This is a genomic window from Providencia rustigianii DSM 4541 (assembly GCF_000156395.1).
GTDB classification, from domain to species: Bacteria; Pseudomonadota; Gammaproteobacteria; order Enterobacterales; family Enterobacteriaceae; genus Providencia; species Providencia rustigianii.
Window position 1 is genome coordinate 926 of record NZ_GG703818.1, and the last position, 22,046, is coordinate 22,971.

The following is a 22,046-nucleotide window of genomic DNA, read 5'->3' on the forward strand; positions in this document are numbered from 1 at the left end:
GAAATCGACTCAGTTTTTATCAACTTAGGTCGTTGTCGCGAGGTGGCGTATATTACGCTTCCCTCAGTGAGAGTCAAGCATTTTTTTGCTTAATCTTTTCAGATTCTCTCGCTGCCGGTTCAGTGTCCATCGCGCTTTGCGTTGGCTTGTTCCCGGTCAGTGGATGCGCATTATAGGGAGTCAGAAAAATCTGGCAACCCTTTTTTTGATATTTTTTGCATTTTTTGATTCAACTGCTGCATTCCACAGCAAAACCCCTATTTATACCGATTTACACACAGAGTTATCCACAATGATGAAAAATAGTTAAAATAGTTCGCGCATTACGCAAACGTTTGCGCTACAATTGGCGCGAAAATTCAGCATTGATTTTATTTTGATGCTCTGAAATTGTTAGTGACTTATATAGATATTGCTTTCTTTATCCAAATCCAAGGGATCTCTCTCATGCAACAGCTTCGTCCTATTCGTCGTGCCCTGCTCAGTGTCTCTGATAAAACAGGGGTTGTTGAATTCGCTAAGGCGCTTTCTCAGCGTGGTGTTGAACTGCTTTCTACTGGTGGAACCGCAAAGTTATTAGCAGAGCAAGGCCTAAAGGTCACTGAAGTTTCGGATTACACCGGTTTTCCTGAAATGATGGATGGTCGTGTTAAGACTCTGCACCCTAAAGTTCACGGTGGGATCTTAGGTCGTCGTGGTACCGATGACACAATCATGCAAGAACATGATATTGCCCCTATCGATATGGTGGTTGTAAACCTCTATCCTTTTGCTCAAACCGTAGCAAAACCAAACTGCACATTAGAAGATGCCGTTGAGAATATTGATATCGGCGGTCCAACCATGGTTCGCTCCGCCGCTAAGAACCATAAAGACGTTGCCATCGTCGTAAATAGCAATGATTACAATACAGTCATTGAAGAGATGGATAACTACGAAAACTCTTTAAATTGGTCAACACGTTTTGACTTAGCAATTAAAGCATTTGAACATACTGCCGCTTATGACAGCATGATTGCTAACTACTTTGGTGAGCTCGTTGCACCTTACCATGGTGACACTTCTCAGCCATCGGGTCGCTTTCCTCGTACCTTGAATCTTAACTTCATTAAAAAGCAAGATATGCGTTATGGTGAAAACAGCCATCAAGATGCCGCTTTCTATATAGAAGAGAATCCGAAGGAAGCGTCAATCGCTACTGCGACACAAATTCAAGGTAAAGCGCTTTCTTATAATAATATTGCTGATACCGATGCCGCTCTTGAATGTGTCAAATCTTTCGACGAACCAGCCTGCGTAATTGTTAAGCACGCTAACCCTTGTGGCGTAGCAATTGGCGATAATATTCATACCGCTTACGATAAAGCATTCAAAACTGATCCTACCTCCGCATTCGGTGGCATTATTGCGTTTAACCGCCAATTAGATAAAGCGACAGCGGAAGCCATTATTGAACGCCAATTTGTGGAAGTGATTATCGCACCTTCTATTGCTGAAGATGCGCTTCCTTCATTAGCAACAAAACAGAACGTTCGCGTTTTAGTTTGCGGAGAATGGAGCAAGCCAGTTGCAGGCTTAGATTTCAAACGTGTTAACGGTGGCTTATTAGTACAAGACCGTGACTTAGGCATGGTAACCGCCGACGATTTGCGTGTGGTGACTAAACGTCAGCCGACTGAGCGTGAATTAAAAGATGCCCTATTCTGCTGGAAAGTGGCTAAATTCGTGAAGTCGAATGCAATTGTTTATTCTAAGAATGATATGACTATCGGAATTGGCGCAGGGCAAATGAGCCGTGTGTACTCCGCGAAGATCGCAGGCATCAAAGCTGCGGATGAAGGTTTAGAAGTCGCGGGCTGTGCAATGGCATCTGATGCATTCTTCCCATTCCGTGATGGTATTGATGCCGCTGCCGCAGTTGGTGTAACGTGTGTTATCCAACCGGGTGGCTCTATCCGTGATAATGAAATCATCGATGCGGCTAATGAACATGGCATCGCAATGATCTTTACTAACATGCGTCATTTCCGTCATTAATTCTTAGGGGTTTTTATGAATATATTGATTATTGGTGGCGGCGGTCGTGAACACGCTTTAGCGTGGAAAGCAGCACAATCACCTTTAGCTGACAAAGTTTATGTTGCTCCAGGTAATGCAGGAACAGCGATTGAGCCAGCGTTAGAGAATGTTGATATTTCAGCGACGGATATCGATGGACTACTTCAATTTGCCAAGGATAAACAAATTGGCTTGACCATCGTAGGTCCTGAAGCGCCTTTAGTTATTGGTGTTGTTGATGCATTCAAGCAAGCTGGACTCACTATTTTTGGTCCAACTCAAGGTGCTGCACAACTTGAAGGCTCAAAAGCCTTTACCAAAGATTTCTTAGCTCGCCATAATATTCCAACAGCAGCGTATGAAAACTTTACTGAAGTTGAGCCCGCTCTCGCGTACTTAGATAAAGTCGGCGCACCGATTGTTATTAAAGCTGATGGCCTTGCCGCAGGTAAAGGCGTTATCGTTGCGATGACACGGCAAGAAGCTAAAGATGCGGTGCACGATATGCTGGCTGGAAATGCCTTTGGTGACGCGGGTCATCGTATCGTTATCGAGGAGTTTCTCGATGGTGAAGAAGCCAGTTTTATCGTGATGGTTGATGGTGAAAATGTCATTCCAATGGCAACCAGCCAAGATCATAAACGTGTTGGTGACGGTGATACAGGTTTAAATACTGGCGGAATGGGCGCTTATTCTCCAGCACCTGTCGTGACTGATGAAGTTCATCAGCGAGTCATGGAGCAAGTGATTTATCCTACGGTCAAAGGAATGTATCAGGAAGGTAATCGTTATCAAGGCTTCTTATATGCAGGTTTGATGATTGATAAAGCCGGAAATCCGAAAGTCATTGAATTTAACTGCCGCTTTGGTGATCCTGAAACTCAGCCAATTATGATGCGCTTGCAGTCTGATTTAGTTGCACTGTGTTTAGCGGGCGCTAAAGGTGAGTTAGCAGGTAAAGATTCCCTATGGGATGAACGCCCTGCTCTAGGCGTTGTTATCGCCGCCGGTGGTTATCCGGGTGATTATCGCAACGGCGATGTCATTTCTGGTTTACCAACCAGCGAGGCTGCTGATAGTAAAGTATTCCACGCGGGTACCAAGTTAAATCAAGCAGGTGAAGTCGTTACTGCCGGTGGGCGCGTTCTATGCGTAACTGCATTAGGTAACGACATCGCAAAAGCCCAAGCTAAAGCTTATGAAGTTGCCAAAACCATCAATTGGTCTGACAGTTTCTATCGTAACGACATCGGCTACCGCGCCATCGCCCGCATTAAGTAATAAAACAAATAATAGAAACAAATAACCCACAAGCTGATAAGAGAAAACTTTTATCAGCTTTTTGCTTTTCTGTTTCTTGTTTTTGCCTTTGACCTTCACCCAGCCAATGGCTCTAAGTATTTCGAAGCATAGCTAGGCGGCAAGGTTACTTATGCCCAGGAGCATAGATAACTATGTGACTGGGTTAAGTCACCGAAGCCAACAACGCTAGGATTTGAAAAACGACGAGCGGTTATTTATAAACTATCTTTAGAAGGTTGCCAATTGCAGAAGTTAGTATCCGCCACCATCAAAAGCTGAGTCCCTTCTGGCGACTCCAACCAAGCTAAATTCAGCTCTTTAGTCCACACTTTCGCGCGGTCATCCAACCATTTTTGTGCATAAGGTTCGAACGTTACTTTTCGTTCTTCGCCGCTACAAGTGGTAATTTTACCTTGCTGCCAGTGACCTTGGTGCAGTTCTACGCCGCCAACAATTAAAGCCGTATTCACATCGAGGATCCGTCCAGCTTCAAAGCGCCAACGGTTAATTTCATCAGGAGAAAGTGGTGATTTGATATTTTTTTGAGCTCGCTGCATAAACACAATTTCATTGTCTTTATTAAATCGCAATTGCTCGGTGATATTGTTGTCGCCTTGGTTTAAGACCTGGCTGCGGATCTGCCAAAGTTGACCATCACGATACTCAAAAAAATTGACTGAAGTGTCAGTTCGTTTAAAGGGGCTATACACCACCATTAAGACCAACGGCTGACTTTTCGCATCGTTGAGTCGCCACATTCGGATCACGCCATCATCGGCAATAAATCCACTCGCGCTAAACTCAGGTAATTGAGGCGAATGAGAAGAACAGGCGCTTAGCATTGAGATAGCTCCCAATACCAGCAACCTTTTGCGAATAAACAAAGGGGATAATGTAATACCCCCTCTGATAACTCTTATAGACAATGTACTTATTTTACAGCGTCTTTCAATGCTTTACCGGCAGAGAAAGCAGGTACAGTTGTCGCAGGAATTTGAATTTCTGCTTTAGTTTGTGGGTTACGACCGGTACGTGCTGCACGGTGGCTAACTTTAAAAGTACCGAAACCGACCAGTTGTACTGCTTCGCCTTTTTTCAGTGAATCTGAAATAGCGCTCAGAGTCGCTTCCAGAGCTGATTTAGCTTGGGTTTTAGTCAGATCTGTAGATTCTGCGATAGCATCAACTAATTCAGTCTTGTTCATAAATTATCCTTACACAGTGTGTTTATCGTTTGCAAAGCATCGAGTGCGTCGGATATGCCAGATTGACAGCCCTGATACACGCCCCCGATAGCCACTTCTTCTCGCCCCTCAATGTAGACCAGAGTAGGGGTAAATGTGAAGTCTTAGTACACAGCATTACTGCTTCAAGTCACGTTTTCACGCATAAAAGCGCAAATTTTAGTCTACAGTGATGCCAATGTTGCTGACACCCGCTTCGCGGAGGTCAGATTTTAATCCTTTAATTAATTCTAAGTCCCGTTCTTCGCAAGCTGCCAATAAACGGAAAATATCCCATTGAATGTCCCACTCTTCTTCTACAGCAGGCACATCTTTTAATTCTTCATCAGTCATTTCCCGCCCTGCTTGGGTCATTTCAAGCATGGCAACTGTACGGATGGAGGCTTCACTCACTAAAATTGCGTGCTCAAGCGTTTCGCCACTCAGTTTTGCATGAACGAGTTCACCTAAAGCAATGCAAGCGTCGATAGCGGGATACACACCATACATATCGAAGTCATCAGCTACTGGAATAATTTCTTCTAACTTTTCTAACTGACTGTCGAAATTGACTTTGCTATCTTTGATAACCAAGGTTTCCCAAACTAAATCTAGAATGGAGCGATAAACCTTCGCATCAGCAAATTCAGTTTGCTGACAAAACATCTGATAGTTGGGATACATTCTTTCGCACAGGCATGCCATAAATGTCATATGCTGCCAGGCTTCTAACTTCTCCAACCTCAAATGAATAGGATTTCTTAACATAATTTCTGACTCATCAATCTTAATACTTCGCAGTTTACCTGAAAATCAGCCAATGCCACATATTTTGCTGATAATTAGCCAATTTTCTCATTCATTCGCTTAAAAAACGTTCGATTCGAAGCGATTCCGTCAGCCATACGGGTGGGTTCTGGTAATCTATACCCCTGAATACACCCTTTTACCCATGCTAGCGAGGAAATAAAACTCACTTTGTGACCCGGTGAAACATATAAAGGATTACAGCGTTTTTTACTCCGATATACCCATCCGAGCTGTTCATCCCCCAACCTTAACATTTGGACACTTTCAGGTTCAGGATCAAGCTCGACGTTATCACCACATAATCGGCTTTTTGCAACCCCAATGGTGGGAACATCCGCAAGTAATCCAAAGTGACACGCCACACCGAAACGCCGAGGATGCGCAATACCTTGCCCATCCACCAGCACTAAATCAGGTTTCTGCTTTATTTGCGACCAAGCCGCCATTAGCCCAGGAACCTCACGAAAAGAGAGTAACCCCGGAATATAAGGCAATTGTGTTGGTATACGTGCGATTTGATACTCAATCAATTTAAGTTCAGGCCATGACAGCACGACAATCACTGCACGAGTGATAGCCCCATCCTGCTCAAATCCAACATCTGCTCCACCAATAAAATGGGGAGTCGCAAAATCATCCTGTAAAATGATGCGTTGTGCTAGCTGGGTTTGCTGTTGCCGTAATTGCTGAGTATCTAAAACCATAGTACGACCGCTGCTTAGTGAGTTTTAATCATAGATGCTAATGGTGTATTTACAACACGCTGTAAATACACCATTCATTTTGAGATGCAAAGTGAGATAGAACCTGCGTTCTATCTACTGATGGTACTGGCGGGAAAAACGGTGCACTGCATCGACAAAAGTACCCGCATGCTCCGGCTGAACGTCTTGATGGATACCATGTCCTAAGTTGAAGACGTGCCCTTCTCCTTGACCGAAGCCTTTTAGAATATGCTGCACTTCTTCTTCAATACGAGCAGGAGGCGCATATAACATTGAAGGATCCATATTACCTTGTAGAGCCACTTTATCCCCAACACGGCGACGGGCATCTGCAATTTCAGTTGTCCAGTCCAGACCGAGTGCATCACAACCTGTTGCTGCCATCTCTTCTAACCATTGACCGCCACCCTTAGTAAATAACGTTACAGGCACACGGCGACCGTCATTTTCACGAATTAAACCATCAACAATTTTATGCATGTAGTGCAGGGAGAATTGCAGATAATCACGCTTGGTCAGCACTCCGCCCCATGTATCAAAAATCATCAGCGATTGTGCACCTGCACGGATTTGTGCGTTCAGATACAAAATCACGCTATCCGCTAACTTATCAAGAAGCAGATGCAGCGTCGTTGGATCTTCATACATCATTTTTTTGATTTTAGTGAATGCTTTACTGCTACCGCCTTCGACCATATAAGTTGCTAATGTCCATGGGCTTCCGGAGAAACCAATCAGCGGGACATCCCCATTCAGTGCCTTACGGATCGCGCGCACCGCATCCATCACATAGCCAAGTTCCATTTCTGGATCGGGAATAGGGATATTTTTAACATCTGCGGCATTCTTGATTGGCTTTTCAAAACGAGGTCCTTCCCCAGTTTCGAAATAAAGCCCAAGCCCCATTGCATCAGGGATAGTTAAAATATCAGAGAATAAAATTGCGGCGTCTAATGGAAAACGACGAAGTGGCTGTAACGTGACTTCACACGCTAACTCAGTATTTTTACACAAAGCAATAAAATCACCAGCTTCTGCGCGAGTTGCTTTATATTCTGGTAGGTAACGCCCGGCTTGACGCATCATCCATACTGGGGTTACATCTACAGGCTGACGTAGCAACGCACGTAGATAGCGGTCATTTTTTAACTCAGTCATTATTTACTCCATTATTATTGTGGCCGCCGCAAATGGCTAAGGCGCCGCATTATATCAGCAAAGGGAAACAATATCAGCGATCCTGCCTTTAGCGATTCTCTTCATCATATTGACGGCATAAAACCACAGTATCTTCAATCAAACGCCTTGCGATGGTATCTCCCGGTGGGATCATTGGCAGATCGTTATAGTGATACCAATCGGCACGAATCAGCTCATTCGGATCGACCTTAATATCGCCACTATCATAATCGGCTAAAAAACCCATCATTAATGAATGTGGGAATGGCCAAGGTTGGGAGGAAACATAGCGAATATTACGAACCTTAATATTGCTCTCTTCCATCACTTCACGAGCAACGGCCTCTTCTAGGGTTTCCCCAACTTCGACAAACCCCGCAAGCACTGTAAATAGTGGATTTTGCGAATGACGGCGATGTTGAGCCAGCAAGATATGGTCATCACGGCGGATACCCACAATAATGCAAGGTGCTATTTGTGGATAATAACGTTCATGACAATGGTCACATAAGCATGCCCATTCTGTTGGGCTATGGCGCATTGCGGTACCACAATAACCACAATAACGATGTGAACGATAAAACTCAGCCAACTGCACTCCGCGTCCCGCTAAGCGAAATAAGCCTTCATCTTGAGCGGTTACCATCCGTGGAGATCCCATATCTGCTGGCATTTTTTCTGCTATCAGCCAAACTACTTCGCCTTGCCACTCACCAATTGGCGTTGCCACTTTTCCGGTTAACCCATACTGGTTGGCATTTCCTCTCGGTACATCCCCTTTTGGCAGCCATAAACGACCGGCAAAACAGACAAACCACCAGCCACTTTCCGTTCCTGCTAATGTGAATTTATTCATCGTTAATATCTGTATTAGATCCTTTTGTTGCCGTTAAAGATACGCTTGTTTTATAGATTGTCACATAACCGTTTTATTCGTCATCTTAGTTTGTGCAGTTTGACACTTTTTAGACATTTTAAAGTCACGATGTACAAAAAGTGTCACACAACCGTCAACTCATTGTCACCTTCAAAAATTAGCATGCTAAGCAACCAATACGGCTCCTCTTATAGAGAGAAACAACATGAAAGCTATCGTACCTGCAATTTTACTGTCACTCAGCGCGTCTCAAATGGCTTTTGCAGCAGACAGCGATTTAACCAAACTTATCGAAGCAGCAAAGAAAGAAGGTCAAGTTTATAGCGTGGGGATGCCTGATACATGGGCAAACTGGAAAGGCACATGGCAAGATTTATCCAGCCAGTACGGCTTAAAACACCAAGATACCGATATGAGTTCCGCACAAGAAATCGCAAAATTCGCCGCTGAAAAAAGTAATGCAACGGCGGATATCGGCGATGTCGGTGCCTCTTTTGGTCCCGTAGCGGTACAAAAAGGGGTAACACAACCTTATAAACCGACGACTTGGTCACAAGTTCCTGATTGGGCAAAAGATAAAGATGGCCATTGGGCACTGGCGTATACCGGCACTATCGCTTTTATGATTAACAAAGATTTAGTCAAAGAAGCCCCGGCAAGTTGGGACGACCTGCTAAAAGGCAAATACAAAGTTACTGTGGGTGATGTGGGGATCGCAGCCCAAGCAAATAATGCCGTCTTAGCTGCCGCTTTTGCACGTGGGGGCGATGAAAATAACCTGCAACCTGCCATTGAATTTTTCGGTGAACTCGCAAAACAAAAAAGACTTTCCGTCAATGATCCAACCGTAGCTAACATCGAAAAAGGCGAAGTCGAAGTCGGTATTCTTTGGGATTTCAACGCATTGAATTACCGTGACCAAATCAACCGCGACCGCTTTATCGTCGTGATCCCATCCGATGGTAGCGTCATTTCGGGTTACACCACCATCATCAATAAATACGCCAAAAACCCAAATGCCGCTAAGTTAGCCCGTGAATTTATCTTCAGCGATAAAGGCCAAATCAACCTTGCCGAAGGTTATGCACGTCCAATTCGTGCTCAATACCTTACGCTGCCAGCAGATATTCAAGCCAAACTGTTACCGGATGAGCAATACAAAAATGTTCACCCAATTAAAGATGCGCAAGCGTGGGAAAAATCATCACGTAATTTACCAAAAATGTGGCAGCAACAAGTGCTGATCCACCAGCAATAATTTAGGAAGCAACAGTCTGATGTCTGAGAAAGTCATACTTGTTGTTCTAGACGGTTTAAGTTATTCAGTAGCCCATCAATGCATGGGCTATCTCAATGGTCTTATCAAAACCGGTAGTGCAACACTTTATAAAATGGAGTGTGAGCTCCCATCCATGTCGCGCCCGTTATACGAATGTATTTTAACGGGTGTACCTCCGGTCAAAAGTGGCATCGTCAACAACGAGATTGTGCGCTTATCTCACTTTGACAGTATTTTTTCCCTGGCTCATAAAGCCGGGAAAATCACGGCAGCAGCGGCTTATTATTGGGTCAGCGAATTGTATAATCGAGCTCCTTTTGATGCCAACCGCGACCGCTTTACCCACGATACACAGTTACCGATTCAATATGGCTGCTTTTACCAAGCTGACCATTATCCCGATGACCACCTGTTTATGGATGCAGAGTATTTACGAACCCAGTATTCCCCAGATTTTTTATTAATCCATCCAATGAACATTGACGATACTGGGCACAAATTTGGTTTTGATTCCCCACAATATCGTAATGTGGCCCGTAAAGCTGACGTGACCCTATCCCACTACATACCTGCGTGGATGGAACAAGGTTATCAAATCATAATTACCAGCGATCACGGCATGAATAACGATCGTAGCCATGGTGGAATTTTACCCGAAGAACGCGAAATCCCGTTATTCACCATTGGTAACCATTTTTCCCATCAATCTCATGCTGCAATTGAGCAAACGGCTATTTGCGGCACAATTTGCCAGTTACTTGATGTTCCCCATCCAAACAAAACTGTTTGTGATGACTTACTCACCGAGGTGACTCATGGCTGATATCCCCGCCGACTGCGCACAGCCCCATCCAAAAACGGAGGGCATAATAATGACTAAAAAACCATTCGCGCGTTTTCATTGGCAAGCCGCACTGTTAATCGTGCCGTTCATCCTACTGTTTTGCTTATTCCAAATTGCCCCTATGATTTGGGTGCTGTTTAACAGCTTCATTTATGAAGAAGCTTGGTCTTTCGATAATTACTTTGAAATCTTCACTAATGATTTTTATCTGCAAGCTTTTGAAAATACGATTTGGCTATCCTTAATTTGCAGCGTGGTTGGTTTATTGATAGCCAGCATCACCGCTTTTTCCATCTACAAAATGCAGGGAAAAGTACGCAATTTGATGATTTCATTTACGACAATGGCGAGCAACTTTAGTGGCGTACCTCTGGCTTTCGCCTTTATCATCATTTTGGGCTTCAACGGTGCAATTACTCTGCAATTAAAAGCGTGGGGATGGATTGATGATTTTAATATTTATAGCGCCAGTGGGTTAATGCTGCTGTATATCTACTTTCAAATCCCGCTGGGTGTTTTATTGCTATACCCTGCGTTTGATGCCCTTAAACCTGAATGGGAAGATGCCGCCAAAACCATGGGAGCTAGTAAGTTCACCTACTGGATGAAAGTGGGGATTCCGGTGATAGCTCCCGCATTGCTCGGTACTTTTATTATTCTCGTGGCAAATGCGGTGGGGGCTTATGCCAGTACCTACGCGTTGACCAGCGGTAACTACAATCTTGTTACCATCCGTATTGCCAGCTTGGTTTCCGGCGATCTTTTCCTCGAACCCAATATGGCTGCGGCAATTTCTGTACTGCTGATTGCTATTCTAGGTTTCATTACGGCTATCCACCATTGGCTATTAAAGCGGAGCTACCATGCTAAGTCCTAATCTCCGTACCTCAAAAACGCCGAGCTTACTGTTTCATAAAATCGTGCTGAGCAGTGTGGCTGCTATCCTCGCCTTGCCAATTATTGCCACGTTTATTTACTCCATTTCGAGTTCGTGGGGTGCGACCATTTTACCTGATGCATTGTCCGTAAAATGGTATCTGCAACTGTGGCAAGATCCACGATTTTTAATGGCATTTGGGCGATCGCTACTGATCTGTTTTGGTACGTTATTGATCAGTACCTTAGTGATCTTACCGATGACCTTTGCGGTGTTTTACCGTTTTCCAAAGCTGAAAGGCGTGATGGATTTACTGATCATTTTGCCATTCGCGATCCCTCCGGTGGTTTCTTCGGTGGGTTTATTGCAAATCTTTGCTGATGAGCCATTCATGTTGGTGGGAACCCCGTGGATCCTAATCGGAACTTATTTCACCATTATGCTGCCTTTTATGTACCGTGCACTGGCGAACAGTTTTCAAGGTATTAATCTTCATGACTTAATGGATGCCGCACATCTGTTAGGTGCCAGTACTTTCAAAGCCTTCTTAATGATTGTGCTACCCAATATCCGAAAAGGATTGTTAGTTTCCCTGCTGATTTCATTCTCATTTCTAATGGGCGAGTTTGTATTTGCCAATATCTTGGTCGGTACCCGTTATGAAACCCTGCAAATTTATCTGTTTAATATGCGCCAAACTAGCGGACACTTTACTTCTGCATTGGTGATGTCCTATTTCATTTTTACGTTGCTGCTCACTTGGTTAGCAACGCGATTAAACCGTGCTGGAGATGAACAATGAGCTACGTCATTGCTGAAAACTTAACAAAATCCTTTGGTCAGAATCAGGTATTCTCTGATATACAGTTTACGGTCGAAAAAGGGGAGTTTATTACTCTACTCGGTCCAAGTGGCTGTGGAAAATCTACCCTACTGCGCTGCATCGCGGGTCTGGAACAACCCGATAGCGGTGAGCTGTATATTAATCGCCAAAATATTACCCATCAGCCAGCTCAACAGCGCGGTGTCGGAATGGTGTTCCAAAGCTACGCATTGTTCCCCAATATGACCGTTGCGGAGAATATCGCCTTTGGGTTGAAAATGCGCAAAGTCTCTGGGCAAGAAAGAGAAAAAGCCGTTGCGGATGTCATTGAGATGGTGGAACTGCAAGGCAAAGAAAACCAGTATCCTCATCAACTATCTGGTGGTCAGCGCCAACGTGTTGCCCTCGCCCGCGCATTGGTAATGAAGCCGCAAATTTTATTACTTGATGAGCCTTTATCCGCCTTGGATGCCCGTATTCGTAAACATCTGCGTCAGCAAATTCGTGAAATTCAGCGGGAATTAGGTTTAACCACTATTTTCGTGACTCACGACCAAGACGAAGCGATGATTATGTCCGACCGCATTTTTTTAATGAATAAAGGCGCAATTATTCAAAGCGATACTGCAGAAAATATCTATACTCAACCCGCAACGGAATTTGTTGCGCGTTTTATGGGGCATTACAATTTAGTTGATGCAGAAAAAGCCAATGGAATGTTGGGAGTGAATTTAAACGGCACGCTCGCTATTCGCCCTGAGTCTATTTATGTACGGGAAGTTGGACGCCAGTATGGCACTCATATTTCGGCTCCAGTTGATGCCGTTATCCTTGACCATCAATTATTAGGGAATATCATTCGCTACAGCGTGAATACACCTGCAGGAGATATGACCGTGGATTTACTCAATCGTTCTTCTGAACGGTTATTTGAACCGGGCACTCGCCTTGAACTGATGTTTAATAAAAATGAAATTCGTGCTCTAAGTTAGTTAGCCAAAGGAATACCATGCAAAACCAATTAGCCATCTTTGATTTAGACGATACGCTGATCCAAGGAGACAGCAGTGTGCTGTGGACCCAATACCTTTGGGATAAAAAAATCATCAGTGACCCACGTTTTGTCGAAGCAGATAAAGCTATGATGGAGCAGTACAATACTGGTAATTTAGATATGGCGACTTATTTGCAGTTTAACCTGCAAACCCTGAATGGAATTAAGGTAGAGCAAGTTGACCAATGGCTGGATGATTTTGTGGATACCATTATTATTCCTCGTGTTTATCCCGAGGGATTGAGCACGGTAGCCTCTTACCGATCCCAAGGGATCCCGATCATTGTGATCTCGGCAACGGTCTCGTTTATTGTGAAAAAAATCGCCGATCGTCTCGGTGCAGATGTGGCGATGGGGATTAATATCAAGCAATCAAATGGCTGTTACTCCACCGAAATTGATGGCATTCCAACGTTTAAAGAAGGTAAAGTGAAGCGCTTGACTCAATGGCTCGCTCACCAACCAATCACGGATGCCTACATTTATTTCTATACTGATTCAGCCAATGACCTACCAATGTGCCTATTTGCCGACGAAACTTTCATCGTCAACGGCGACCCACGCTTGCTTCAAGCTGCCAATGAAAATCACTGGCCACAATATACGTGGCGTTTGTAAGTTTTAATTTTTATCGATAAAAAACCAAAGGGCAGCTCGATGGCTGCCCTTTGTGATCATGATAAATAATGACTCATTTATATTAATGAATTACCACAGCAAGGCATACAGTGCACATAGAATGACCATAATGATATACGATGCAATATTAAAACCTGCTGATGTTTTAAATGTTTCTGAGGTTAAAATTATTGCGCCTTTACTATCATCCTCTTTTGACGTTGTCAGACTAATCAACCCGATAACTACCGCAGTAAAGAAGAAGGTGTACATCATTTGATCAAGGAATGGCATGCCTAAAGGCATTAATTTCAGGAACAATGCAAATGGAATGGAAAGTAAAACACCTATGATTGCGCCTTTCGCATTGGTTTTTTTCCAAAATAGACCTAATAAGAATACGGCTAAAATACCTGGGCTAACTAACCCTGTATATTCTTGAATATATTGGAAAGCTTGCCCAATGTTGCCTAATAATGGTGCAATAAAGCAAGCCACAATCAGTGCAACAACTGCACTAATACGTCCCACATTCACGAGTTTATGATCTTCCGTTGCAGGTGCAATGTATTCCTTATAGATATCCATCGTGAAAATGGTTGCCACTGAGTTCAGCATCGAAGCCAATGAAGATACTATCGCAGCAGCCAACGCAGCGAATACAATACCTTTTGCGCCAACAGGTAAGAATTGTGTTAACCAAGGATAAGCTTTATCTGCCTGAGCTAATGTAGGCATATGTGCTTGTGCCGTTTCCCCTAAACCTGCCAGTAGCGCAGGATCAGAAACGATAACATAAGCAGCAATACCCGGAACAACCACGAGTATAGGCACAATCAACTTCATAAACGCGGCAAAAACTAACCCTTTTTGTGCTTCACCAATGGATTTAGCCGCTAAAGCACGCTGAATAATATATTGGTTAAAACCCCAATAATACAAGTTAGCAACCCATAACCCACCGATTAGAACAGCAATACCAGGTAAGTTACTAAACTGTGGATTATCCGGACTTAAAATCATTTCAAAGTGAGCTGGCGCTTCATCCGCCATACGACTCATACCGGCAAAAATACCGGCATCACCACCGATATAACTCACCGCCATAATAGTGGTTAAGAACCCACCCAAGATCAAAAAGAATACTTGTACAACGTCTGTCCATGCCACCGCGGACAAACCACCATAAAGAGAATATACCACCGCAAACAAAGCTAACCCCAAAATCGCGTAATGCATTGGGATACCAAGAATAGTTTGCAGAGCCAGAGCCCCTAGATACAGTACAGATGTTAAATTAACAAAGATAAACAGTGCTAACCAGAATACAGCCAAAATGGTTTTTAATGTCCGATTGAAGCGTTTTTCAACAAATTCAGGGATGGTAAAAATACCTTTCTCAATAAAGACTGGCATAAAATATTTTGCCACGATGATCAATGTCAGTGCAGCCATCCATTCATATGATGCGATAGCCAGCCCGATAGAGAAACCCGAGCCTGACATACCAATAAATTGTTCCGCAGAAATATTCGCTGCAATTAATGAGGAACCTATTGCCCACCAAGGCAAAGTCTTTCCTGCAAGGAAATAATCTTTCGTCCCTTTTTTCTGTCCATTTTTATCTCGGGATACCCAAAGCCCAACGGTGACTATGATTAGCACATACAAGGCAAAAACCCCGTAGTCTAGTGTGCTTAATCCAATACCTGCTGTCTGCATAATAAAATTCCTTAGCCAAATGATAACGACGCCAGTGTAAACGTTACCACAATAATTAGCCGTTACTTGAATCACATATTAACACTAAATATTTAACACATTTAGATTAACAAAAATAGAATGGTAATCTATTTTATCTATTGATTTATAAGGATTTGTATAATATTGATAAGGTTTGGGGTTATTAACTAATGATAAGGTTGTTGAACGCCATCACAAATAAATGATAACGTTTACATTGATAAAAAAGGAGTTAGAGAGGGCGAACAGAATTACGCTGAACTAATGTCGGTGAATAGACTAAATTTTCATCTGGGATCGTTTCTTCCCGAGCCAAAGCCAATGCTAGCTGTGTGGCTCGCTCTGCCATCATTTGAATGGGATAACGAATAGTTGTTAAGCGAGGATGAATATAGCGAGCAATGAGAACGTCATCAAAACCGATAACCGACACTTGTTCTGGCGAAGAAATATCGTTTTCATCTAAAACTGCAATCGCACCCGCGGCCATAAAATCGTTGTAGCCGACCACCGCGGTAATATCTAACGATTTAATCAATAATTTGGTCATAGCGAGTTCACCACCTTCTCCCGACGGCTCACCATATTCCACATAACTTTCTGGTAACTCAACACCGTGATTTTTCAATGCATCTCGATAACCGAGCAAACGCTGAGCGGCATCCTCTATTTGATGATTTGAAGAGATATACGCGATTTTTTTATGACCTTGACGAATAAGGTGCTCCGTCGCCAGATAAGCCCCTTTATAGTTATTCAACGAAATACAGCGATTAGCAATTTTTTCAATGCGTCGGTTGATCAAGACCATACTGGGCACTTCTTTCGCGTATGCTATCAGTTCTTCATCCTCCAGCGCTTTTGAATGAATAATCAAAGCATCACAACGATTGTTAATCAGTAATTCAATCGATTGTCGCTCTTCTTTCGCATTATGGTAACCATTACAAATCAGGATATGTTTACCATTTTTATGCGCTACTGCATCAACGGCTTTGACCATTACACCAAAAAAAGGGTCAGAGACATCGTTAACTAATACACCAATGGTATTTGAGCTTTGGTTCACTAATGCGCGAGCGGCGGCATTGGGCCTATAACCCAGTTTATTCATTGCTTGTTGAACGGATGCTATCGAGGCCTGACTTGCCTTAGGAGATAGGTTGAGCACGCGAGAAACCGTTGCAACAGACACCCCTGCTTCCCGTGCTACATCTTTTATTGTCGCCATTGTACACCTCAATATTCACGATAAGTTTATTAAACAACAGGCTGTATTTAAAAACAATGTGTTAGCGTTTAAACAATGGGCTAAATCATTTTAAATAACGATGGCTAACGTTTCGCGATATAAAAAAATAAAGCACCGTCATATTGCGGTGCTTGGGAATACATCAGCCACTGGCTTATTTATTAGAAAATAAAAAATTAAAAAATAAATTGGTAACGCGTTTGGCTTGTATAAGTTTGATTAGGGTAGGAAATACCACTCCACGGCTCCCCCCACTCTGGATGATTGACTGCATCCGGTGGAAATTGCGTTTCAAATGCAATACCTGAAAAAGGGGTGTATACCTTTGTTTTTCCTGTTACATCAATAAGGTAATTACCCGTATATAGCTGCATAGCAGGCATTGTCGTCATCATATTCATGCGTACATCACCATCTGGAGATAATAACGACGCAGCAACGCTCTTTCCATCAACCACCGAAGGTTCCAATATCAACGTATGGTCATATCCCCCAGCACGTCGTTGGTCTTCATCTTGCAAAAAATCACGGCTAATACGCTTACTTTGCCTAAAGTCAAAATTAGTTTCGGTGACATCGCGCCATTCACCAGTTGGAATCCCCTCTTTATTGGTGGGTAAAAAATGGGTTCCATAGATTTGTAAATCATGCTCTAACACCGTTTTGTCAGAACCTTCTCCTGCCAAATTAAAATAAGCATGATTGGTGAGATTAACAGGGCATAGCTGGTCGACTCGGTGTTGATAATCAATGATGACCTGATTATCATCAGTCAGTTCATAGCTCACCTCAACCCACAGTTTCCCCGGAAATCCTTGGTCGCCATCAGCGGAAGTTAGCGTAAAAATGGCCTGCTGTGAATTTGGCTGTGTAACCGCCCATAGACGGTAGCTAAAATTATCTTTTCCACCATGCAAGCAATGCTCGCCTTGGTTACTCGTCACCGAATACACCTTATCGTTCAAGGTGAATGACCCATTGGCGATACGATTAGCGACACGCCCAACCGTTGCCCCCAAATAAACAGATTGTTCCATTTGTGAAGCTATGTTTGGTGAACCTAAGACAACATCGCGCTTTCCCGTGGAGAGCGGTAATATACAGCTCATCCAGCTAGCACCAAACGTCGTCAATCTAATTTCCATTCCACTTTGATTTATCAGCGTAATTTCTTTTGGTGCATCCGATTCTTTAGAAATCTGCATATTCTTCCAGCCGTAACCTGATTGATGCTTAATAACTTAAAACGTGATTAACTCGCAACGAAAACCCCAGCCCCTGCACTTGGCTGACAGACATAAATATCTTCTTTTAACCCAGTCATAGTCTGGTATTGGGCTTCTACCGCAGCTTTAACTGGCTCAACGAGCTGCTGTTTCATTACCGCAACAACACAGCCGCCAAATCCACCTCCGGTCATGCGTACACCGCCTTGATCGCCTAAAACAGATTTGACGATATCCACTAATATGTCGATTTCTTTAACCGTGATTTCGAAATCATCCCGCATAGAAACATGGGATTCTGCCATGAGCTGGCTCAGTAATAGCAAATTGTTTTCTGTTAATGCTTTTGCAGCCGCCAGTGTACGGGCATTTTCCGTAATAACATGTTTAGCCCGCTTGGCAACTAATGGGTCGAGTTGGTTCTGCTTTTGAGTAAACTCATCCAGCGTAATATCACGTAATGCTTTGACTGAAAACTGCGTTGCGGCAGCTTCACATTGCTGACGACGAGTATTGTATTCACTGTCGACTAAGCCACGTTTTTTATTGGAGTTGATGATCATCACAACCAAATCATCAGGCACGGGAATTGGGTAAACTTCTAAGCTACGGCAATCTATTAGTAAAGCATGCTCTGCATCACCGCTGGCAGAAATGAGTTGGTCCATAATCCCACAGTTGCACCCAACAAATTGGTTTTCAGCTTGTTGACCATTAAGTGCAATCTCTTGTTGGCTAATATCAAGTTGATACAGCTCTTTAATCGTTTGCCCAATAACGACCTCTAAAGAGGCTGAAGAACTGAGCCCAGCACCTTGAGGAACATTGCCACTCACCGCAATGTCACAGCCGCCGAATTCAAAGCCTCTTTGTAATAAAAATTTGATCACGCCTCGAATGTAGTTTGCCCACATTTTTCCCGGTAAAAAAGTGATCTCATCATCCAAGCTAAATTCATCGCCATCGTTAGCATAATCTGCAGCAACCACTCGAATAATTCGGTCATTACGTTTTTTTGCTGCTGTCATGGTTTGATAGTCAATAGCGCAGGGAAGGACAAAACCGTCATTATAATCAGTGTGTTCACCAATAAGATTAACGCGTCCAGGGGCTTGAACATAGGTATCCGGTTGGTACCCAAATACGTATTGAAAAGCATTTTCAACCGTCTTTTGTAATTTATCCATTGAATAGGTTCCTAAATTTTCAAATTATTCGAACTGCTTAAATAAGCTAATAATTATTGATTTTTTAACTGCATTACTGCTGCTTATAATGAATATCACTGACTTCACGTAAGCGCTGTGCCGCCTGCTCAGGCGTCAAGTCACGCTGAGTTTCAGCTAACATTTCATAACCCACCATAAATTTTTTAACGGTAGCTGAACGCAGTAATGGAGGATAAAACAAAGCGTGAAGTTGCCAGTGTTCAATGTCTTTTCCGTGATCAAAAAACGGTGCAAAGTGCCATCCCATAGAATAAGGAAAAGCGCAGTTAAAGAGATTGTCATAGCGGCAAGTCAGCTGTTTTAATGCCAAACTTAAATCGGCGCGAATCGACTCACTCATCTCATCCATGCGTTTAATATGTTTTTTTGGTAATAACATGGTTTCGAATGGCCATGCCGCCCAATAAGGTACCAACGCAATCCAATGCTCCGTTTCAACGACTGTTCGAGCGCCATCTTGCATTTCAGCCTTAACATAATCATTCAATAAATTGCTGCCATGCCGTTGATAATATTCAGCTAAAAAGTGGTCTTTTCGGGCAATTTCGTTGGGTAAAAAATCGCTAGCCCAAATTTGTCCATGGGGATGAGGCTGGGAGCATCCCATGGCTTCCCCTTTATTTTCAAAAACCTGTACCCATAAAAATCGTTCACTTAACTCTGAAATTTGCTGCTGCCAAGTGTCCACCACTTGTCCAATTTCAGGTAGCGTCAGCTCTGGAAGGGTTTTACTGTGATCAGGGGAAAAACAGATAACACGACTAAGACCACTCACAGCTTGAGTTTGAAATAAATCTGACTGATTACTTGGCTGCTCACAGGTTTCGGGTAGCAATGCTGAGTAATCATTTTGGAAAACAAAAGTGCCTTGGTAATCTGGGTTTAACTCCCCAGAAACGCGTTGATTTGTCGGACACAAGTAGCAATGTTGATCATACTTCGCCAATTCAGAAAATGCAGGCTTCTCATCCTGACCACTCCATGGGCGTTTTGAACGGTGAGGAGAGACCAAAACCCACTGCCCCGTTAACGGGTTATAGCGGCGATGAGGGTTTTCTGATGGATTAAATTGCATTTTTGTCATAATCACTTAGCCTCTCTCGCTTTCATATCCATTCGGGTTATGCAGTTGCCAGCGCCATGTATCAGCGGCCATATCATCAATAGTCCGAGTCGCATGCCAGCCTAATTCAGCGGTGGCTTTTGCTGGGCTTGACCAATATTCGGCAATATCACCTGCGCGCCGTGCTTCAAACACATACGGAATAGGCTTGCCAGCTGCTTTTTCAAAAGCATGAAGAACTTGCAGCACACTATTTCCATTCCCTGTGCCTAGATTATAAATATGTAAGCCGGCTTTCTCGCCAAGCTTATTCAGTGCAGCGACATGACCATCCGCAAGATCCATTACATGGATATAGTCACGCACACCCGTTCCATCCACGGTAGGGTAATCGTTTCCATAGACGGTTAATTTTGGACGTCGACCAATGGCGACCTGAGCAATATACGGTGTCAGATTATTGGGGATACCTTGAGGATCTTCCCCCATCAATCCTGATGAATGGGCGCCGACAGGATTAAAATAGCGCAATAGCGAGATTGACCACGCTTTATCGGCTTGATAAAGGTCTGATAAGCAACGCTCAACCATGTATTTACTGGTGCCATAGGGGCTTTGGGTATTTCCTGTCGGAAAGTCTTCAGTGATAGGTAATGATGTGGGTTCCCCATAAACGGTTGCTGAGGAACTAAAGATAAGACTTTTTACGCCAGCATTCTGCATACAGCGGGCTAAAACCAGTGTGCCATTAACATTAACATCATAATATTCAATAGGTTTTTCGACGGATTCCCCCACGGCTTTCAAACCGGCAAAATGAATAACAGAGTGAATATGATGAGTGGAAAAAATAGCCTTTAAGCACTGCTCATCACGGACATCTCCCTGATAAAATACCGGGCGAAAACCCGTCAGTTTTTCAATGCGATTCAGGACTTCCATCTTTGAATTACAAAGATTATCAAGAATAATTGGGGAGATTCCCGCGGCTATCATTTGAACGCAAGTATGGCTACCAATATAGCCAAGCCCGCCTGTTACTAACACTTCAATCTTCTGCATATCCACCTCTGAATCATTTCAAATACGATTTACCGCGTTACCTACCATTTTGCAGGGCAGTATAACAACGACCAGCACCCCAGTTCTGTGATCAATCCCACCTTAGTGTAAACGTTTACACAAAGGTGACAATAACGCTGTAATATTCGTGGCGTTTGTAAAGTCGGTTCTTGGTTGTGGCCTTGGTTTTAACTCACTAGCCTTTCAAAGGTTCCTCTAAATTATTCGTGCTAGAGGAAGGCGGCAAGCGAGGATATCTCCAAGCTAGTTTTAACTTTTAATTTCTAGTTTTTGTTTTTTGGTTTTTAACTAACTAGCCTTTCAAAGGCTCCTCTAAATTATTCATGCTAGAGGAAGGCGGCAAGCGAGGATATCTCCAAGCTAGTTTTAACTTTTAATTATTAATTTCTAGGTTTTTAATTTTTACCTAATACGCTGATTTCCCCTAAATTATTCGAGCTAGAAGAAGGCGGCAAGCGAGGATATCCCCAAGCTAGTTTTAACTTTTAATTAGTAATTTCTAGGTTTTTAATTTTTACCTAATACGCTGATTTCCCCTAAATTATTCGAGCTAGAAGAAGGCGGCAAGCGAGGATATCCCTAGGAGCATACACAAGTATGTGACTAGGGTAGCCGAGTGAAGCCAACGCACTTATCGCTTGAAGAATGACGGGGAAACTCTATACTAAACATTCTTGTCGGAGTGCCTAGTATGTGCAAACATCAGGCTGAGACCGTTAATTCGGGATCCGCGGAACCTGATCGGGTTAATACCCGCGAAGGGAACAAGAGTAATCATTCAG

General features: G+C 43.3%; 20 protein-coding genes and 1 riboswitch. Of the genes, 8 read left to right on the forward strand and 12 right to left on the reverse strand.

The features are described from left to right. The first annotated feature begins 447 nt into the window (after window positions 1-447). Window positions 448-2,037 carry a bifunctional phosphoribosylaminoimidazolecarboxamide formyltransferase/IMP cyclohydrolase gene (purH, locus tag PROVRUST_RS05110; protein ID WP_039854505.1) on the forward strand — a complete coding sequence of 530 codons (1,590 nt, stop codon included), beginning with the start codon at window positions 448-450 and terminating at the stop codon, window positions 2,035-2,037. Window positions 2,038-2,052: 15 nt separating this feature from the next. Continuing rightward, window positions 2,053-3,339: a phosphoribosylamine--glycine ligase gene (gene purD, locus PROVRUST_RS05115; protein WP_006813651.1), complete on the forward strand. Its 1,287-nt coding sequence runs from the start codon at window positions 2,053-2,055 to the stop codon at window positions 3,337-3,339. Window positions 3,340-3,575: 236 nt separating this feature from the next. On the opposite strand, the gene PROVRUST_RS05120 is transcribed toward purD, so the two are convergent. From PROVRUST_RS05120 to nudC, 6 genes are all read right to left on the reverse strand, one after another. Further along, entirely contained in the window at window positions 3,576-4,202 is a 627-nt protein-coding gene (locus tag PROVRUST_RS05120) for a DUF1481 domain-containing protein (RefSeq protein WP_006813652.1), read from the reverse strand. Window positions 4,203-4,291: 89 nt separating this feature from the next. Continuing rightward, window positions 4,292-4,564: an HU family DNA-binding protein gene (locus tag PROVRUST_RS05125; RefSeq protein ID WP_006813653.1), complete on the reverse strand. Its 273-nt coding sequence runs from the start codon at window positions 4,562-4,564 to the stop codon at window positions 4,292-4,294. A gap of 198 nt (window positions 4,565-4,762) precedes the next feature. Further along, complete coding sequence (locus PROVRUST_RS05130) at window positions 4,763-5,350, reverse strand: YjaG family protein (protein WP_006813654.1); 588 nt, start codon at window positions 5,348-5,350, stop codon at window positions 4,763-4,765. Window positions 5,351-5,424: 74 nt separating this feature from the next. After that, window positions 5,425-6,096 (reverse strand): deoxyribonuclease V, encoded by a 672-nt coding sequence (gene nfi, locus PROVRUST_RS05135; protein ID WP_006813655.1) that lies wholly within the window; start codon window positions 6,094-6,096, stop codon window positions 5,425-5,427. 114 nt (window positions 6,097-6,210) lie between these two features. Then, entirely contained in the window at window positions 6,211-7,275 is a 1,065-nt protein-coding gene (hemE, locus tag PROVRUST_RS05140) for a uroporphyrinogen decarboxylase (RefSeq protein ID WP_006813656.1), read from the reverse strand. An 88-nt stretch (window positions 7,276-7,363) separates the two neighbouring features. Next, window positions 7,364-8,152: an NAD(+) diphosphatase gene (gene nudC, locus PROVRUST_RS05145; protein WP_006813657.1), complete on the reverse strand. Its 789-nt coding sequence runs from the start codon at window positions 8,150-8,152 to the stop codon at window positions 7,364-7,366. 226 nt (window positions 8,153-8,378) lie between these two features. Between nudC and PROVRUST_RS05150 the strand changes: the two genes are divergently transcribed. The 6 genes from PROVRUST_RS05150 to PROVRUST_RS05175 are packed head-to-tail and all read left to right on the forward strand — an operon-like array spanning window position 8,379 to window position 13,668. Continuing rightward, entirely contained in the window at window positions 8,379-9,431 is a 1,053-nt protein-coding gene (locus PROVRUST_RS05150) for an ABC transporter substrate-binding protein (RefSeq protein WP_006813658.1), read from the forward strand. 19 nt (window positions 9,432-9,450) lie between these two features. Then, window positions 9,451-10,275, forward strand: coding sequence for an alkaline phosphatase family protein (locus PROVRUST_RS05155; RefSeq protein ID WP_006813659.1), 825 nt, complete (start codon window positions 9,451-9,453; stop codon window positions 10,273-10,275). Beyond that, a complete protein-coding gene (locus PROVRUST_RS05160) occupies window positions 10,268-11,173 on the forward strand; it encodes an ABC transporter permease (protein WP_006813660.1) in 906 nt (301 codons plus the stop codon). The genes PROVRUST_RS05155 and PROVRUST_RS05160 overlap by 8 nt, the downstream gene beginning before the upstream one ends. Continuing rightward, a complete protein-coding gene (locus PROVRUST_RS05165) occupies window positions 11,160-11,975 on the forward strand; it encodes an ABC transporter permease (protein ID WP_006813661.1) in 816 nt (271 codons plus the stop codon). The genes PROVRUST_RS05160 and PROVRUST_RS05165 overlap by 14 nt, the downstream gene beginning before the upstream one ends. Then, window positions 11,972-12,988 (forward strand): ABC transporter ATP-binding protein, encoded by a 1,017-nt coding sequence (locus PROVRUST_RS05170; protein WP_006813662.1) that lies wholly within the window; start codon window positions 11,972-11,974, stop codon window positions 12,986-12,988. The genes PROVRUST_RS05165 and PROVRUST_RS05170 overlap by 4 nt, the downstream gene beginning before the upstream one ends. Before the next feature lie 17 nt (window positions 12,989-13,005). Further along, complete coding sequence (locus PROVRUST_RS05175; protein WP_006813663.1) at window positions 13,006-13,668, forward strand: HAD family hydrolase; 663 nt, start codon at window positions 13,006-13,008, stop codon at window positions 13,666-13,668. A gap of 90 nt (window positions 13,669-13,758) precedes the next feature. On the opposite strand, the gene PROVRUST_RS05180 is transcribed toward PROVRUST_RS05175, so the two are convergent. From PROVRUST_RS05180 to galE, 6 genes are all read right to left on the reverse strand, one after another. Continuing rightward, window positions 13,759-15,390, reverse strand: a complete 1,632-nt coding sequence (locus tag PROVRUST_RS05180) for a sodium/sugar symporter (protein ID WP_039854509.1) — start codon at window positions 15,388-15,390, stop codon at window positions 13,759-13,761. A gap of 253 nt (window positions 15,391-15,643) precedes the next feature. Next, window positions 15,644-16,642: a substrate-binding domain-containing protein gene (locus PROVRUST_RS05185; RefSeq protein ID WP_006813665.1), complete on the reverse strand. Its 999-nt coding sequence runs from the start codon at window positions 16,640-16,642 to the stop codon at window positions 15,644-15,646. A 197-nt stretch (window positions 16,643-16,839) separates the two neighbouring features. Continuing rightward, window positions 16,840-17,868, reverse strand: a complete 1,029-nt coding sequence (galM, locus tag PROVRUST_RS05190; protein ID WP_006813666.1) for a galactose-1-epimerase — start codon at window positions 17,866-17,868, stop codon at window positions 16,840-16,842. Window positions 17,869-17,915: 47 nt separating this feature from the next. After that, the gene (gene galK, locus PROVRUST_RS05195) at window positions 17,916-19,076 is read right to left on the reverse strand and encodes a galactokinase (RefSeq protein WP_006813667.1); all 1,161 of its coding nucleotides are present in this window, start codon (window positions 19,074-19,076) and stop codon (window positions 17,916-17,918) included. A gap of 73 nt (window positions 19,077-19,149) precedes the next feature. Beyond that, a complete protein-coding gene (locus PROVRUST_RS05200) occupies window positions 19,150-20,202 on the reverse strand; it encodes a UDP-glucose--hexose-1-phosphate uridylyltransferase (RefSeq protein ID WP_039854511.1) in 1,053 nt (350 codons plus the stop codon). A 6-nt stretch (window positions 20,203-20,208) separates the two neighbouring features. Then, window positions 20,209-21,243 carry a UDP-glucose 4-epimerase GalE gene (gene galE, locus PROVRUST_RS05205; protein WP_006813669.1) on the reverse strand — a complete coding sequence of 345 codons (1,035 nt, stop codon included), beginning with the start codon at window positions 21,241-21,243 and terminating at the stop codon, window positions 20,209-20,211. A gap of 689 nt (window positions 21,244-21,932) precedes the next feature. Continuing rightward, window positions 21,933-22,045: riboswitch (TPP riboswitch) on the forward strand. Window position 22,046: the final 1 nt, after the last annotated feature.